Source organism: Rhizobium sp. CFBP 13644 (genome assembly GCF_014842165.1).
GTDB lineage: Bacteria > Pseudomonadota > Alphaproteobacteria > Rhizobiales > Rhizobiaceae > Agrobacterium > Agrobacterium tumefaciens_C.
Map to the genome: position 1 here is coordinate 106,379 of NZ_JACYVF010000004.1, position 14,452 is coordinate 120,830.

The following is a 14,452-nucleotide window of genomic DNA, read 5'->3' on the forward strand; positions in this document are numbered from 1 at the left end:
TTCTTAGCCTTGCAGATGGCCTATTTCAAGGAAGGTCCAAGGTGATTTGGTACGGGTGGCAGATCAAATTGGGCGCGAAATCTCACGCCCAGGGACGGGCAGTGGCGTTGGACTTTTCAAATCCTTCGATGGCACCAGCATGTTCCAGCGTCAGGCCGATGTCATCAAGACCGTTCAGCATGCAGTGGCGCTTGAACTCATCGAGTTCGAAGGTGATCGTGCCGCCATCCGGGCCGCTGATTTCCAGCTTCTCCAGATCGACAGTCACGACGGCGTTGGAGCCGCGCGAGGCATCGTCCATCAGCTTTTCCAGATTTTCCGGGCTGACGACGATGGGCAGAATGCCGTTCTTGAAACAGTTGCTGTAGAAAATATCCGCAAAGCTGGTGGAGATGACGCAGCGAATGCCGAAATCCAGCAGCGCCCAAGGCGCATGTTCACGCGAAGAGCCGCAGCCGAAATTATCGCCAGCAACGAGGATCTGCGCGTTCTGGTAGGCAGGCTTGTTCAACACAAAATCAGGATTGGGCGTGCCATCTTCCAGATAGCGGGATTCGGCAAACAGGCCGGTGCCGAGGCCGGTGCGCTTGATCGTCTTTAGATAATCCTTCGGAATGATCATGTCCGTATCGATGTTGACGACCGGCATGGGGGCGGCAACACCCGTCAGCTTGGTAAACTTTTCCATCTCTCACTCCGAAAATAGGACGAATGGCCGAGCCAATCGTTATCGCTTTTGCTGCAATAGCGCAAAAGTGGTTCTATTTGAAGGCCAAACCGTGCAAAGGCGGTACGCCGCTTGCGTTCATGATGGGCGCATTCAGCGCCACGCAAAGCCCAGCTTGCGCAACTGCGTGCCGGCGAAGTCTTCCATGCCCTCAGCCACGTCTCTGCCGCCATGGGAGCGGAAGAAGCGGTTGGCGACATCGCTGTCTTCCAAGCACCAGACCACAACGCCGTTGCAGCCGAGAGACTTCAGGAGGCGACGGGCTTCGAGGAAAAGCGATGAGCCAAGCCCCATGCCCTGATATTCCGGGCGCAGGTAAAGCTCATAGACCTCGCCATCATAGGGCAGGCCCCGGGCGCGGCTGAGGCCGAGTGTGGTGTAGCCAGCGACGACGCCAGCAACTTCTATGACCAGCATTGTTGCGGAGCCGCGCGCGGCCTTGCGCCACCACGTCTCGTTGCGCCGATCCACCATCTGCCGGAGCGGCTTATGGGGAATCAGTCCCTCATAGGCCTGCTGCCAGGCCGATCGGTGCGCATCGGAAATGGCGCGCGCATCGTCCGGCTCTGCTCGGCGAATCTCTATGGATAACGTTTTCATAACGCGATTCTGACCCCGCCACAGGAAACTTTCCAGCCATAAAGGTTAACGGCTTCAAGCTTACCCACAGCCTATTCATGTGGATGAGGCTTAAAAATTAACGCTATATTTACCATTGACGCAAGTGTCGTGCGACTCAATCCCGCAAATTAAGTGCGGCCGTCTGACGGGACAAATTCCAGACAATAAAAAACCCGGCGCGAGGGCCGGGTTCTTCAAACTTTATTGTAACGCTCTCAATCAGACAGCAAGCTTTGCCTTGTCGAAACGCTTGCGGTCGTTGGCGTCCAGGAACATCTTGCGCAGACGGATGGACTTTGGCGTCACTTCCATCAGCTCATCGTCCTGGATCCAGGAGAGCGCACGGTCGAGTGTCATGCGGATCGGCGGTGTCAGCTTCACCGCTTCATCCTTGCCGGCGGCGCGGATGTTGGTGAGCTGCTTGCCCTTGAGAACGTTGACTTCAAGGTCGTTGTCACGGGTGTGAATGCCGATGATCATGCCAGCGTAAACCTTTTCGCCGGGCTCGATCATCATCGGGCCGCGATCTTCCAGGTTGAACATGGCGTATGCAACAGCTTCACCGGAACCATTCGACAGCAGAACGCCCTGAACGCGACCAGCGATAGCGCCCTTGAACGGCTGGTAGGAGTGGAACAGGCGGTTCATGATGGCCGTGCCGCGTGTGTCCGTCAGCAGTTCAGACTGGTAGCCGATGAGGCCACGGGTCGGTGCCAGGAACTTCAGGCGAACGCGGTTGCCGCCGGATGGGCGAAGCTCGGTCATCTCTGCCTTGCGCTCGGACATCTTCTGAACAACGATACCGGAATGCTCTTCATCAACGTCGACGACGACTTCTTCGATCGGCTCGATGGTCTGGCCGTTCTCGTCCTTCTGCATGACAACGCGAGGACGCGAAACGGCAAGTTCGAAGCCTTCGCGACGCATGGTTTCGATAAGAACTGCAAGCTGCAATTCGCCACGGCCGGATACGAAGAACGAATCCTTGCCTTCGGCTTCTTCGATCTTCAGCGCAACGTTGCCTTCGGCTTCCTTGTACAGACGATCGCGGATAACGCGCGATGTGACCTTGTCGCCTTCGGTGCCAGCCAGAGGGCTGTCGTTAACGATGAAGGACATGGTAACCGTTGGCGGATCGATTGGCTGCGCTGTCATCGCTTCGGTAACCGAAGGATCGCAGAACGTGTCAGCAACAGTACCCTTGGAAAGACCAGCGATAGCGACGATGTCGCCTGCATGGGCTTCTTCAATGGCTGTGCGCTCGATGCCGCGGAATGCAAGGATCTTGGAAATACGACCGGTTTCGATGGTCTTGCCATCCTGGCCCAGAACCTTGACGGCCTGGTTCGGCTTGATCGAGCCGGAAGCGATGCGTCCGGTGATGATGCGGCCGAGGAAAGGGTTGGCTTCAAGGATCGTACCGATCAAACGGAACGGGCCTTCTTCAACCGTTGGCTCAGGAACGTGCTTCAGAACGAGATCGAGCAGCGGTGCAAGACCTTCATCCTTCGGACCTTCAGGGTTGACGTTCATCCAGCCATCGCGACCGGAACCGTACAGGATCGGGAAGTCGAGCTGCTCGTCTGTGGCATCAAGGTTCGCGAAAAGGTCGAACACTTCGTTGATGACTTCTTCATGACGGCCATCGGGACGGTCGATCTTGTTGATGGCGACGATTGGGCGAAGACCAACCTTGAGCGCCTTGGACACGACGAACTTGGTCTGTGGCATTGGGCCTTCAGACGAGTCGACGAGAACGATAGCGCCGTCCACCATCGACAGAATACGTTCGACTTCACCACCGAAGTCGGCGTGGCCGGGGGTGTCGACGATGTTGATGCGAACGCCCTTCCACTCCACAGACGTCGCCTTGGCGAGAATGGTAATGCCGCGTTCTTTTTCGAGGTCATTGCTGTCCATGACGCGCTCTGCAACGCGCTGGTTTTCGCGGAACGAACCGGACTGCTTCAGAAGCTCGTCAACGAGCGTCGTTTTGCCATGGTCAACGTGCGCGATAATCGCGATGTTGCGAATTGCCATTGTTCAATATCTCTGAGGTTGGGGCGTCAAATCTTGAAATGCGCCAATTTAGTCTGGCGGGCCTATAACCTTTTTTTTGCAAAAATGAAAGGGGGGCTGCCACATAAGCCCCTTGCAGAAACGCCATAGCAGAGAAATATGACAGTTTTCATGTGTCAGGCCCCGACTCTCAAGGAGACTCAGGCCGAAACCAGCCCCCGCTTTTTCAGCATGGCATCGGGGCTTGGCATCTTGCCGCGAAACAGCTTGTAGGTTTCTTCTGCGTCCACAGAGCCGCCAACGGAATAAATATTGTCCTTCAGCTTGCGCGCCATGTCCGCGTCGAAGGGGTTTCCCGTTTCCTCAAAGGCTGCGAAGGCATCCGCATCCAGAACTTCCGACCACATGTAGGAATAGTAGCCGGCCGAATAGCCATCGCCTGAAAACACGTGCTGGAAATGCGGGGTCGCGTGGCGCATGACGATGGATTTCGGCATATTGAGCGACGCCAGAACCTCTGCCTGCACAGCCATCGGGTCTGTGACGGTGCCGCGTGTGTGGAAAGCCATATCAACGAGTGCCGATGAGGTGAATTCGATGGTGTTGAAACCGGCATTGAAGGTTTGGGCTGAGAGCACCTTGTCCAGCAAAGGCTTCGGCATCGGTTCTCCTGTCTCGTAATGCAGTGCATAGGTTTCGAGGATCTCAGGCACGGTCAGCCAGTGTTCGTAGAGCTGCGACGGCAATTCCACAAAATCGCGCGAGACGCCTGTTCCAGAGACGGAAGGGTAGGTGACGTTGGACAGCATGCCGTGCAGCCCATGGCCAAATTCATGGAACAGGGTGCGGGCATCATCCAGCGACAGCAGCGCTGGCTTGCCCTGCGAAGGCTTTGCGAAATTGCAGACATTGTAGATGATCGGCAATTCGCCGGTTGCGCCGTTCTTCAGGGGCAGTTTGTGCTGCGACTGGAAGGAACTCATCCAGGCACCGGAGCGCTTCGATGACCGGGCGAAGAAGTCCCCTAAGAACATAGCGACGAGATCGCCTTTTTCGTTGCGGATTTCGAAGGTGCGGACATCTGGATGATAGGCGGTCACGTCCTTCAGCTCGACAGCGCGAATGCCGAACAGGCGGTGCGCCACATCGAAACAGGCCTCGAGAATTTTTTCCAGTTGCAGGTAGGGCTTGAGTTCGGCTTCCGAAAAGTTGAATTTTTGAGCCCGCAGTTTTTCAGCGTAATGGCGCCAGTCCCACGGCATCACATCGTGGTTCTTGCCTTCCTCGCGGATGACGGCGGCGAGTTCTGCCTCTTCCTCTCCAGCGCGGGCGACGGCTTTTTCCCAGACCTGCATCAACAGGCTGTTCACCGCATCCGGTGTTTTTGCCATGGTGTTATCCAGCTTGTAGGCCGCGAAATTGGCATAGCCCAGAAGCGTCGCTTTCTCATTGCGCAGGGAAAGCGTGCGCTTCACCGTCTCGCGATTGTCGGTTTCACCGTCATTTTCGCCGCGTGCGACCCAAGCCTTGAAGGCCTGCTCGCGCAGGTCACGGCGCTCGGAGAAGGTGAGGAAGGGTTCGATGATGGAGCGGGACAGGGTCACGGCGAACTTGCCGTCTTCGCCATGTTCGCGGGCCGCACTTTCCATGGAATCACGCAGGAAGCCGGGAAGGCCCGCAAGCTCTTCTTCCGAGGAGAGAAACAGCTTCCAGCCTTTCTCATCGGCCAGAACGTTCTGGCCAAATTTAGCGCCAAGGCCAGCCAGTTCTTCATTGATGGCGGCAAGCCGCTCCTGCTCGGGCCGCTCAAGCTTGGCACCGGAGCGGACGAAACCCTTCCAGTGGCGTTCCAGCACGCGCAGCTCTTCGCCCGTCAGTCCCAGCGTATCGCGTTTTTCCCAGAGCGCATCGACGCGGGCAAAGAGCGCCGCATTCATGCTGATCTTGGAATAGTGGCGCGACATTTTCGGCGCGATTTCCCGCTCCAGTGCCTGGATATCAGGGTTGGTGTGGGCACCCGCCTTGTTCCAGAACAGGGCCGAAACACGTGACAGTGAGTCGCCTGCTGTTTCCAGTGCGATGATGGTGTTGGCAAAGCTTGGCTCGTCTGCGTTGCCGGCAATCTCATCGATTTCAGCATCATGGGAGGCGAGTGCTGCATCGAAAGCACCTGCGAAATCCTCATCTTTCACAGCCTCGAACCGTGGCAGTCCGTTTGGTCCGTTCCATTCGGTCAGGGCGGGATAGTGCGCGGCTGTGGAAGTCATCGGTTCGTCCTCATGCAGATGCTGTTTGTGTGCATATGGGCATGGCTGCGGCGGTGTTTCAATATGCCTGATGGGGATCAGATGGCTTGCGGGCGAAACTATTTTCATGCCGCCTTGCCAGCGGGTGGCGAAGTTTTTTATAAGGGAGGCTTATGAAACAGGCGCGCCATGAACACCTCCCTTGAAAAAGAAACACTGGCATTTCTGCTTAATAGCAGCGCACGTTTTCTCAACACCGCTTTTGAGAAACTGATCAGCAATGCTGGCCTTGGCCTCACACCGGGCGAGGCGAGGGCGCTTTTGACAGTTTCCGCCATCGAAGGCAGCAAGCAGGCCGATATTGCCAGCCGCATCGGTCTCGAACCCATGACGGTCTGCACTTATCTCGACAGGCTCGAATCGCTCGGGCTGGTGGAGCGTCGGCCCAACCCGGATGACCGGCGGTCCAAGTGCATCTATCTGACGCAGAGTTCGGCGGACATGCTGGTCGCGGTTCGCCATGAGGTCGATAGCGTCATCGGCCAGGCGACGGAAGGGTTCAGCGAGAGCGATCTATCGACGTTTCATGCATTGCTGGCACTGGTGCAGAAGAACCTGCAGGCTGCGGTGAGCGACAAGAGCAGTCGGGAACCCGAATGAGCGCATCCACAACGCCCATGACGGTGCGGCGCACTGCGATGCTCGGTGCCATGCTGACCTCGATCGGGCCGGTGTCAATGGCGATCTACACGCCTGCCATGCCGGAGCTTGTGAGGGCCTTTGCCACGACGGACTCCGCCATCAAGATGAGCCTGACGCTCTATTTCGGCGGCTTTGCCATTGCCCAGCTGATTGCCGGTGCCATGTCGGATGCGTTTGGGCGGCGCAAGGCGACGATCCTGTTTTTGCTGATCTATCTTGCGGGCGGAGCCCTTGCGGCCTTTGCACCCAATGTCGAGATGCTGCTGGCTGCCCGTCTCATTCAGGGCATCGGCGCTTCTGTCGGTGTCACCGTTGCCCGCGCAGTCGTTCGAGACCAGTTCAGCGGACATCAGGCCACCGGCATTCTCAACCTCATCGGCATCATGCTGGCCGTGGGGCCTGCGGCGGGGCCAACCATTGGCGGCCTGTCTCTGCTGGCATTCGGCTGGCAATCGGTGTTTGCTCTGATGCTCGCCTTCGGCGTGATCTCACTCACGGCGGTCATCTGGTTGCTGCGCGAAACGACGGTGCCGGATCGGAGCCGACTGCGCCCGTCCCGCTTGCTGAGTGCCTATGGCGAGCTTCTGGCGTCGCCACGCTTCCTGCTGTCGGCCTTAGTGCTGGGCGGCACTGTCGGGGCGCTCTATGCCCAGGCGACGATGTTGCCCTTCGTGCTGATCAACGATGTCGGCTTGTCGCCGACGGCCTTTGGCGTGGGAATGCTGATGCAGTCAGGCGCGTATTTTCTGGGTTCGATTGCCCTGCGGTTCATGTCACGCAGAATGGGCGACCGGCGCTGTGCGGTGGCGGGTCTTTGCCTGTCGGCAACGGGTGGCGTGCTGATATTTCTGTCGGTGCAGTTCATCCAGCCTTCGTTCATTTCCATCATGGGGCCTGTCGCCGTGGCGACATTTGGGCTTGCGTTGCTGACGCCTTACGTCATCACCATGGGCATGGCGCCTTTTCCGCATATTGCCGGGTCCGCCTCGGCCATGATGGGGTTCATTCAGATGAGTGCCGGTTTTGCAGCAGGTGTCGCCGCAGCTCTGCTTGGCTCGCCGCTGACGAGTTTCGGTATCATCATTCCGTTGATGGAATTGAGCGCAGTCGCCAGTTACCTGGCCTTTGCCTTGCTGTCGCGCAGGCAGGCATGAAAAAGCCCCGGCGATGACCGGGGCTTTCAAAATCATTCGCTTAAATCTTACTTGCCGAGATTGCGCTTGGCGAGCGTGCGCAGGCGAAGGGCGTTGAGCTTGATGAAGCCTGCTGCATCCTTCTGATCGTAAGCGCCCTGGTCGTCTTCAAATGTGACGAGCGTGTCTGAGTAGAGCGACTTGTCGCTCTCACGGCCTGTGACCATGACATTGCCCTTGTAGAGCTTCAGCGTCACTTCACCGTCGACATGTTCCTGGCTCTTGTCGATCAGGGCCTGCAACATTTCGCGCTCTGGCGAGAACCAGAAGCCGTAATAGATCAGCTCCGCGTAACGCGGCATGATCTCATCCTTTAGGTGGGCAGCGCCGCGATCGAGCGTGATGGATTCGATGGCGCGGTGGGCCGTCAGCAGAATGGTGCCGCCGGGTGTTTCGTAAACGCCGCGGGACTTCATGCCGACATAGCGGTTTTCGACCAGATCGAGACGACCGATGCCGTTATCGCGACCGTAATCATTGAGGGCTGCCAGAAGCGTTGCTGGCGACATTTCAACGCCATTGATGGAGACGGCGTCACCCTTGCGGAAACCGACCTTGATGATGGTGGCCTTGTCGGGTGCGGCTTCCGGGGAAATGGTGCGCATGTGCACGTATTCCGGAGCTTCGACAGCCGGATCTTCCAGAACCTTGCCTTCGGAAGAGGAGTGCAGAAGGTTGGCATCGACGGAGAACGGAGCCTCGCCCTTCTTGTCCTTGGCAACAGGGATCTGGTGCTGTTCGGCAAAGTTCAAAAGGTCCGTACGGCTTTTGAACGTCCAGTCCCGCCATGGGGCAATGATCTTGATGTCGGGGTTCAGCGCATAGGCAGACAGTTCGAAACGAACCTGGTCGTTGCCCTTGCCGGTCGCGCCATGGGCGATGGCGTCAGCGCCGGTCTTCTTGGCGATATCGATCAGATGCTTTGAAATCAGCGGGCGGGCAATCGAGGTGCCGAGCAGGTAGACGCCTTCATAAACGGCATTGGCGCGGAACATCGGGAACACGAAATCGCGCACGAATTCTTCGCGCACGTCTTCCACGAAGATTTCCTTGATGCCCATCATCTCGGCTTTTTTGCGTGCCGGTGCCAGCTCTTCGCCCTGGCCGAGGTCAGCGGTGAAAGTGACCACCTCTGCGCCAAGTTCGGTCTGGAGCCATTTGAGAATGATTGAGGTGTCAAGTCCGCCGGAATAGGCGAGAACGACTTTCTTTACGTCTTTTGGAAGGGCCATCAATGAATCCATTTGCGTACCGGCGACACAGGATATCGCCATTTTCCTTGGGATTTCGGCACTTTTAGCGAGTTTATCGGCGCGTGCAACAAAAATGCAAAAGGCGGCGCGGATGGAACAGTTTCATCTTCATGTGACTTACAGGCCCGGCACGTCTAGACTGCACATCGCGTCAGTAGAACGCATGGTTCCATGGGACGTCGCTGCCGGATGTTTGAAACGGCAGCGAAAAGGAGAAACCAATGACGATCCTTCATAACGCATTTCACAAAAACAATGTTGCCGTCGTGACCGGTGCCGCCTCCGGCATCGGCCTTGCTGCCGCGCGAAAATTTGCGAGTTTCGGCATGAGCGTGGTGCTTGTTGACCTCGATGGCGAAAAGCTGGCCGCTGCACAAAGCGAAACCGCGCTCCTTGCGGAAAATGGCAATGAGCAGGTTGTCGCCATTCTAACCGATGTGTCGAAACTCGATGAGTTGCAGGCATTGGAGCGTGCCGTTATCCAGCGTTTCGGGCGCGTGCATGTGCTGATGAACAATGCGGGCATTCAGCCCGGCAGCGCCATCTTCGGGCCGCAGGCAAGCTGGGAGACTGTGCTGGGCGTCAATCTGATGGGCGTCGTCAATGGCAGCCGGGTGTTTGGCCCTGCCATGCTGTCCCATGGCGAGGCGGGCCTCATCATCAATACGGGCTCGAAGCAGGGCATCACCACACCGCCGGGCGATCCCGCCTATAATGTCTCAAAGGCAGGCGTGAAAGCCTTTACCGAGGCTTTGCAGCACGAATTGCGCAACACACCGGATGGAAATCTGTCGGCGCATCTTCTGATACCCGGTTTTGTGTTTACCGGACTGACCGCCAACGGGCGCACCGAAAAGCCATCGGGTGCGTGGACGCCGGAACAGACGGTCGATTTCATGATAGATGCCATCGGCAACGGCGATTTCTACATTCTGTGCCCCGATGGTGAGGTGAACCGCAAGACCGATGAGAAACGCATTCTCTGGGCAGCGGGTGACATTGTGGAAAACCGGCCGCCCTTGTCGCGCTGGCATGAGGCCCATGGCGACGCCTTCAAGTCGTTTCTGAACAGCTGATCCGCATGCCGCGCTCTAGGGCGCGGCATTCTTGTTCGTGGCTGTTGGCAGGCTGGGGAAACGGCGATATGCATTTGCATCAGACCCTTCAAGAGCATGGTGACGCCCGTGGAATTCCTACCCAGCCTGCCAACCCTCATTGCCTTTACCCTCGCCATTCTGTTGCTCGCCGTGACGCCCGGGCCGGATATGACGCTGTGGATCAGCCGCTCTTTGCGTGAGGGGCGCGCCGCCGGGTTCATGACGCTGGTGGGAACCAATCTTGGCATTACAGTGCATACGATGCTGGTTGCCTTTGGCGTCGCCGCACTCATCGTTGCTTCGCCAACGGCCTTCCTTATTCTAAAAACCGGCGGTGCCGCCTATCTCGTATGGCTTGCCATTCAGGCCATACGCAAAGGCTCCAATTTCGTGATGGAGCGCCCGAAAGAGCAGGTTGCGAAGGCGTCGAAGAGTGCTGCTCTTTTCAATGGTTTGTGGGTCAATCTGCTGAACCCGAAGATCATCATTTTCTTCATGACCTTCCTGCCGCAATTTGTCAGCGCATCCGACCCGCATGTTACGGGCAAGCTGATCTTCCTTGGCCTCTGGTCGATTATCGTGGCCCTGCCGATTGGTATCGGCATTGTCGTGGCGGCAGACAGTCTGTCTGGCTGGCTGCAAAGCAATCGCAAGGTGCTGCGCGGTCTGGATTATACGATCGCCGGTGTCTTCTCGGCCTTTGCCGTGAAGATTTTCTTCGCTCAGGCCAAATAGGGCGGGGCGCTGCAACGGCAGCGTTGCCGATCTTCATATTATCTGCACATAGCAAAAAGGCCGCATCGTTTCCAATGCGGCCTTTCTCAATCTGTAACCTAACCCTAAGGGGATAAGCTTATTCAGCTGCGCCTTCTGCAGGCTTTGCAGCTTCTTCAGCTGCCTTAGCTGCTGCGGCTTCTTCTGCTGCCTTGGCTTCAGCAGCTTCTGCTGCGGCCTTTTCAGCGGCCAGAGCCTGTGCAGCTGCAACCTTTTCAGCTTCGATGCGTGCCTTTTCTTCAGCAGCAGCCTGACGCTCAGCGTCGTTGAGCTTGCGAGCGCGAACGCCCGTGTCTTCAACGATACGAGCAGACTTGCCGCGACGGTCGCGCAGGTAGTAGAGCTTGGCGCGACGGACCTTACCGCGGCGAACGATTTCTACGCCTTCAACCAGCGGAGAGTAAACCGGGAATACGCGCTCGACGCCTTCGCCGTAGGAGATCTTGCGAACGGTGAAGCTCTCGTTGATGCCGCCGCCGGAACGGGCGATAACGACGCCTTCGTAAGCCTGTACACGTGTACGTGTACCTTCCGTTACGCGCACGTTAACGCGAACGGTGTCACCTGGGGAAAATTCTGGAAGCGTACGCTTTGCTTCAATCTTGGCAGCCTGTTCGGCTTCCAACTGTTCGATAATGTTGACCATATTAACCTCTGAGTTCTTCTGAAACAGCCAGAGCGCTCAACGATCATCCCTTGAAACCAAGTCTCGGGACCATGCCTTACGGCAGGAGCGAATTCACCATTCTTTGCTTGCGGTTAAAGGAGTAAACCCCAGTACCACGCGGGCCATTACAGCAAGACGGTGCATTTGTCATCCCTTTTACACAATTATTTTGTCGGCGGCTGCAAGATTGCGATGAATCTTTTGAGCGGATATGGGTGAAAAGCTTCGGGAGGGCACCATGTCGATTTTCATCATCACGCTGCTATTTGCCAGTGGTTTTTTGTCTGGTGCGGTCAACGCCATCGCGGGCGGCGGCACATTTCTGACCTTCGGGGCCATGACGATTGCGGGCATTGCCCCGATTTCCGCGAATGCGACCTCCTCCATCGTTCAGTTTCCCGGTTATGTGACGTCTGTCATCGCCTATTGGCCGGAAATTCGCACCCATTGGAAAAGCGCCGTCTTTCTGGCCCTGCTCTCCATTGCCGGGTCGGTCGCTGGTGCGCTGATGCTGCTATCCCTTGATAATCCGGAATTTCGCCAGCTTGTGCCCTGGCTTCTTCTGGCCGCGACGCTTTTGTTTGCGGCAGGCCCATGGCTGCGCCCACGCACGGAGCGTGAACGCTCTGCTGGCAATCCGCTAAGTCTTGCCGGACAGTTCTTCACCTCGATCTATGGCGGGTTTTTCGGCGCTGGCATGGGCATCATGATGCTGGCGGTGCTGGGACTGACGGTTGGTGGAGCCTATCACCATCTGAACGCGCTCAAAAACCTGCTCGCGGTCGTTATTGCAGCCGTTGCCATCGTTGTTTTCGTCAGTGGTGGCGTGGTGACATGGCCTGCGGCGCTGATCATGATCCCGGCGTCAGCGCTCGGCGGTTATAGCGGTGTCTATATTGCGCGCCGGGTGCCGCAATGGATCATCCGCATGCTGGTCATCGCGGTTGGGCTGGTCTTGTCGATCTATTACTTCGTTCAGACCTGAGGCGGCTTTGCCAGAAGATCGGGGCGGCGCTGTTTCGTCAGCGCCAGCGCCTGCTCATGGCGCCATTTTTCGATGGCCTTGTGGTTGCCGGAGGTGAGGACGGCGGGAATATCACGCTCTTCCCACACTTGCGGGCGCGTATAATGCGGATGCTCCAGCAACCCGCCCTCAAAGCTCTCATGCACGCCCGAGAGGTCGTTGCCCATCACGCCGGGCAGAATGCGCACCACGGCATCCAGCAGCGTCAGTGCGGCCGGTTCGCCGCCGGACAGAATATAGTCGCCTATGCAAACTTCTTCCAACGCACGGGCATCGATCACCCGCTGGTCGACACCTTCGAAACGGCCGCAAATGATGATGACGCCATCACCGGCGGCGATTTCGCGCACCCTTTGTTGCGTTAACGGTTTGCCGCGGGGGCTCATCAACAGGCGAGGGCGGTTGTCGTCAGTCGAAACAGCATCGATCGCGGCTGCAAGCACGTCCGGTTTCAGCACCATTCCAGCGCCACCGCCCGCTGGAGTGTCGTCCACGCTGCGGTGCTTATCGGTCGCAAAATCGCGGATCTGCACCGGCTCGATCTGCCATTGGCCGCGTTCCAGCGCCTTGCCTGCCAGCGAATGGCCCAGATGTCCCGGAAACATGTCCGGGTAGAGCGTCAGCACCGTTGCCTTGAAGGTCATGGATTTATTTCTTGCCGAAAATCGGATGGTCAGGATCGTCCTTGCCATCTTCGGGATTGTCGATCAGGCCTGCAGCAAGCGGATCGATCAGGATCTTTCCGCCTTCAAGGTCAATCTCCAGAACGGCGGCCTCGGTAAAGGGGATGAGCGTGGGACGGCGGCCAGCGCCTTTGAGCTCCAGCAGATCGCCGGCACCGAAATCATGGACGGCGGCGATGGAGCCGTAGCTCTTGCCTTCAGCGTCGACGGCTTCCAGCCCTTCCAGATCGGTATAATAAAATTCGTCTTCATCCAGATCGTCGTCTGGAAGATTATCGCGCTCGATAAACAGCTCCAGCCCATTCAGGCTTTCCGCCGCGTTGCGATCATTGATGCCGCGAAAGCGCACGATGACAACCGTCTTGGCTTGGCGAATCTCGAGGATTTCGAACACACGTCCATCGTTAGCGATCAAATTGCCGTAGTCACCGAGTGCGGTGGGGTCATCGGTAAACGAATTGACGCGCACTTCGCCGCGCAGCCCCTGCGCCGCGCCGATCTTGGCCATGAGAATAGGATTTTCCAGCTTTGCCATCGGTGGTCCGTTTCGGTGTTCGTCTTAGAGCGTTTGTTTTACGCAATTCCGGACGCAAAACCGGTTCCCACTTTTGCTGGAATTGCTCTAGAAATCTACTACGGCATGTTGCCGCCAAAATAAACAGCAACGGGTGGCGCGGAAAACCACACCACCCGTTGCTGTCTTAAAAACCGGACTTATTCAGCAGCAGAAGCTTCTGCGGCTGCTGCAGCGGCGTCATCAGCCTTCTGCTTCTTCTCGGCCATGCGTTCAACAGCCTTCTTGCCTGGCTTTGCCTTTTCAGGGTTGCTGCGTGTGTCGCGGGTCGCGATGCCAGCTTCTGCGAGGAAGCGCAGAACGCGGTCTGTTGGCTGCGCGCCCTTGGCAATCCATTCCTTGACGAGGTCAGCATCGATCTGGATGCGATCAGCGTTGTCCTTGGCAAGCATTGGGTTCCAGGAACCTACCTTTTCCAGAAAGCGGCCGTCGCGTGGCGAACGGGCGTCAGCAACAACGATCTGGTAGTACGGGCGCTTCTTGGAACCACCGCGTGCGAGACGAATTTTCAGTGCCATGTTATTTCTCCTTAAGAATGGCTAGTCCGCCGATCAGGCGGTCTTTTCGATGCCGTTATGTTCAGCGGCAATGGCTTCATGGTGCCGGATGACTTCCTTGATGATGAAGTTCAGGAACTTCTCGGCGAAATCCGGGTCCAGATCTGCATCCTTTGCCAGGCGGCGCAGGCGTTCGATCTGGTATTCTTCGCGCGCCGGGTCTGCCGGCGGCAATTCGTAGGTTGCTTTCAAAACGCCAACCGCCTTGGTGCGTTGGAACCGTTCTGCCAGCATATGCACCAGCGCTGCATCGATGTTGTCGATGGACTGGCGGTATTGCGAAAGTTGAGCTTTTACGTCTGTGTCGATCATCGC

At 57.3% G+C, this 14,452-nt stretch carries 15 protein-coding genes; 5 read left to right on the forward strand and 10 right to left on the reverse strand.

The genetic code is table 11. From position 1 onward, the window contains the following. Positions 1-82: 82 nt before the first annotated feature. The 4 genes from leuD to IFT53_RS13030 all read right to left on the reverse strand — a co-directional run bounded on the left by leuD (position 83) and on the right by IFT53_RS13030 (position 5,634). Positions 83-688, reverse strand: coding sequence for a 3-isopropylmalate dehydratase small subunit (gene leuD, locus IFT53_RS13015; RefSeq protein ID WP_192065191.1), 606 nt, complete (start codon positions 686-688; stop codon positions 83-85). Positions 689-820: 132 nt separating this feature from the next. Further along, positions 821-1,327, reverse strand: a complete 507-nt coding sequence (locus IFT53_RS13020) for a GNAT family N-acetyltransferase (protein WP_192065193.1) — start codon at positions 1,325-1,327, stop codon at positions 821-823. Positions 1,328-1,567: 240 nt separating this feature from the next. After that, entirely contained in the window at positions 1,568-3,388 is a 1,821-nt protein-coding gene (gene typA / locus IFT53_RS13025) for a translational GTPase TypA (RefSeq protein ID WP_042615621.1), read from the reverse strand. Between the two features lie 179 nt (positions 3,389-3,567). Next, on the reverse strand, positions 3,568-5,634 hold the full coding sequence (locus tag IFT53_RS13030; protein ID WP_192065195.1) for a M3 family metallopeptidase: 2,067 nt from the start codon (positions 5,632-5,634) through the stop codon (positions 3,568-3,570). Positions 5,635-5,802: 168 nt separating this feature from the next. Between IFT53_RS13030 and IFT53_RS13035 the strand changes: the two genes are divergently transcribed. Both IFT53_RS13035 and IFT53_RS13040 read left to right on the forward strand, forming a co-directional pair. Continuing rightward, the gene (locus IFT53_RS13035) at positions 5,803-6,273 is read left to right on the forward strand and encodes a MarR family winged helix-turn-helix transcriptional regulator (protein WP_192065197.1); all 471 of its coding nucleotides are present in this window, start codon (positions 5,803-5,805) and stop codon (positions 6,271-6,273) included. Positions 6,274-6,290: 17 nt separating this feature from the next. After that, on the forward strand, positions 6,291-7,469 hold the full coding sequence (locus IFT53_RS13040; protein ID WP_192065488.1) for a multidrug effflux MFS transporter: 1,179 nt from the start codon (positions 6,291-6,293) through the stop codon (positions 7,467-7,469). Positions 7,470-7,516: 47 nt separating this feature from the next. On the opposite strand, the gene IFT53_RS13045 is transcribed toward IFT53_RS13040, so the two are convergent. Then, positions 7,517-8,740 (reverse strand): argininosuccinate synthase, encoded by a 1,224-nt coding sequence (locus tag IFT53_RS13045; protein ID WP_192065199.1) that lies wholly within the window; start codon positions 8,738-8,740, stop codon positions 7,517-7,519. 242 nt (positions 8,741-8,982) lie between these two features. Here IFT53_RS13045 and IFT53_RS13050 point away from each other — a divergent pair, with 242 nt between their 5' ends. Both IFT53_RS13050 and IFT53_RS13055 read left to right on the forward strand, forming a co-directional pair. Beyond that, positions 8,983-9,837 (forward strand): SDR family NAD(P)-dependent oxidoreductase, encoded by an 855-nt coding sequence (locus IFT53_RS13050; protein ID WP_192065201.1) that lies wholly within the window; start codon positions 8,983-8,985, stop codon positions 9,835-9,837. Positions 9,838-9,945: 108 nt separating this feature from the next. After that, the gene (locus IFT53_RS13055; RefSeq protein ID WP_192065203.1) at positions 9,946-10,593 is read left to right on the forward strand and encodes a LysE family transporter; all 648 of its coding nucleotides are present in this window, start codon (positions 9,946-9,948) and stop codon (positions 10,591-10,593) included. A 118-nt stretch (positions 10,594-10,711) separates the two neighbouring features. Here the strand turns inward: IFT53_RS13055 and rplS are convergent, their stop codons facing one another. Next, on the reverse strand, positions 10,712-11,278 hold the full coding sequence (gene rplS, locus IFT53_RS13060) for a 50S ribosomal protein L19 (protein ID WP_192065205.1): 567 nt from the start codon (positions 11,276-11,278) through the stop codon (positions 10,712-10,714). Between the two features lie 259 nt (positions 11,279-11,537). Between rplS and IFT53_RS13065 the strand changes: the two genes are divergently transcribed. Further along, positions 11,538-12,284, forward strand: a complete 747-nt coding sequence (locus tag IFT53_RS13065; protein WP_192065207.1) for a sulfite exporter TauE/SafE family protein — start codon at positions 11,538-11,540, stop codon at positions 12,282-12,284. On the opposite strand, the gene trmD is transcribed toward IFT53_RS13065, so the two are convergent. From trmD to IFT53_RS13085, 4 genes are all read right to left on the reverse strand, one after another. Continuing rightward, positions 12,275-12,967, reverse strand: coding sequence for a tRNA (guanosine(37)-N1)-methyltransferase TrmD (gene trmD, locus IFT53_RS13070; protein ID WP_192065209.1), 693 nt, complete (start codon positions 12,965-12,967; stop codon positions 12,275-12,277). The two genes, IFT53_RS13065 and trmD, sit on opposite strands and share 10 nt — an antisense overlap. A 4-nt stretch (positions 12,968-12,971) precedes the next feature. Then, positions 12,972-13,541 carry a ribosome maturation factor RimM gene (rimM, locus tag IFT53_RS13075; protein WP_192065211.1) on the reverse strand — a complete coding sequence of 190 codons (570 nt, stop codon included), beginning with the start codon at positions 13,539-13,541 and terminating at the stop codon, positions 12,972-12,974. Positions 13,542-13,720: 179 nt separating this feature from the next. After that, positions 13,721-14,098 (reverse strand): 30S ribosomal protein S16, encoded by a 378-nt coding sequence (gene rpsP / locus IFT53_RS13080; RefSeq protein WP_042615612.1) that lies wholly within the window; start codon positions 14,096-14,098, stop codon positions 13,721-13,723. Positions 14,099-14,131: 33 nt separating this feature from the next. After that, positions 14,132-14,449, reverse strand: a complete 318-nt coding sequence (locus IFT53_RS13085; RefSeq protein ID WP_042615611.1) for a chorismate mutase — start codon at positions 14,447-14,449, stop codon at positions 14,132-14,134. Positions 14,450-14,452 lie beyond the last annotated feature (3 nt).